The organism is Roseomonas sp. TAS13, from assembly GCF_001950415.1.
GTDB classification, from domain to species: domain Bacteria; phylum Pseudomonadota; class Alphaproteobacteria; order Acetobacterales; family Acetobacteraceae; genus Roseomonas; species Roseomonas mucosa.
This window is the reverse complement of sequence record NZ_BDLP01000699.1, coordinates 1-1,041: the sequence shown is the minus strand read 5'-3', so window position 1 is coordinate 1,041 and position 1,041 is coordinate 1. Positions and strand designations below refer to the sequence as shown.

Here is a 1,041-nt window from a genome sequence, read left to right as displayed (position 1 = left end):
GGTGCGCTCCCTGGCCGCCCGCGAACGGCTCGGCGACTACAGTCTGGGCCTCGACCCCTCCCAGATCGGGCTGCTCGCCGACGAGCCCGGAGGCGTGCCGTCCAACGAGCGCATCGTCGAGGCGCTCCGCGAAGGGCTGGCCATGTTCCGGGCGGCCGCCCGCGACCGGACGCTCAACCAGATGCAGGAGGCGGTCGCGGAACATTCGCGGGCGCTGCGGGACGGCCGCCGCGACCGCGGCGACGCGCCCGTCTACCGCACGATCCGCATGGACGCCGAGATGCATGCGAGGCTGCAGCTCCAGGCCCACGAGATCGGCGTGAAGCTCCAGGCGCTCTGCCGCCACCTGCTCGACCTCCACCTCGACCGGCACAGCAGCCGCCATGCGGAGGAGGCCGCGACCACGCACGCCGTGACGCCCTCGAATCCTTTCGCGAACCTCGACACCGCCGCGTTTGCCAAGGTCGCCATTGCCGCCCGCATGCCGCGCGCCGTACTCGGGGCCATCCGTAACGGTCAGGTGGTGGACCTGCCCGCCGTGGTCGCCGCCAGGATCGCCGCCGCGATGCCGGTGCCGGTGCCAGCGAACGACGTCGCCAGGCACGCGGCCTCGGGCGTCCGGCTCCCCCCGGCGATGGCAGCCCGGGCGGAAGGAAAGCCCGCCGCCCAGGAGCGCGGCATGACCCTCGAGGAGGTCGCGCGACAGACGGGGATGTCGGACCAGGACATCGAGAGAATGCTGGCCGAATAGCCAGGGCGCGCGGCGATGAACTCTTTCGACGCCGCGCGGATTGCGGCACGCGCCCTCCGCCAGGCAGCGGCCGCGAAGGCCACAAGGCCCGGGGTCCTGGGTCTCGCCGAGGCTGCGGCCGAGCACCTCGGCTTCGAGGTCGCCTGGGTCGATCCCTCGAGTCCGCTCCTCCACGGCACAGTAGCCCACCTCGACGCCCAGGCCGCGACGGTCATCTGCGCCCGGTCGGGCGACGACGGGGAGCGCGCGCTGCTCCTCGCGCACGAGCTGTCTCTTGATCACATCTACGC

General features: G+C 72.8%; 2 protein-coding genes. Both read left to right on the top strand.

Annotated elements, in window-relative coordinates; all coding sequences use genetic code 11:
- On the top strand, positions 1–751 hold a 751-nt coding region (locus tag ROTAS13_RS27600), incomplete at its 5' end, for a hypothetical protein (protein ID WP_171979247.1).
- Positions 752–766: 15 nt separating this feature from the next.
- Positions 767–1,041 (top strand): hypothetical protein (locus ROTAS13_RS24940; protein ID WP_216348750.1); only part of this gene is annotated, 275 nt, incomplete at its 3' end.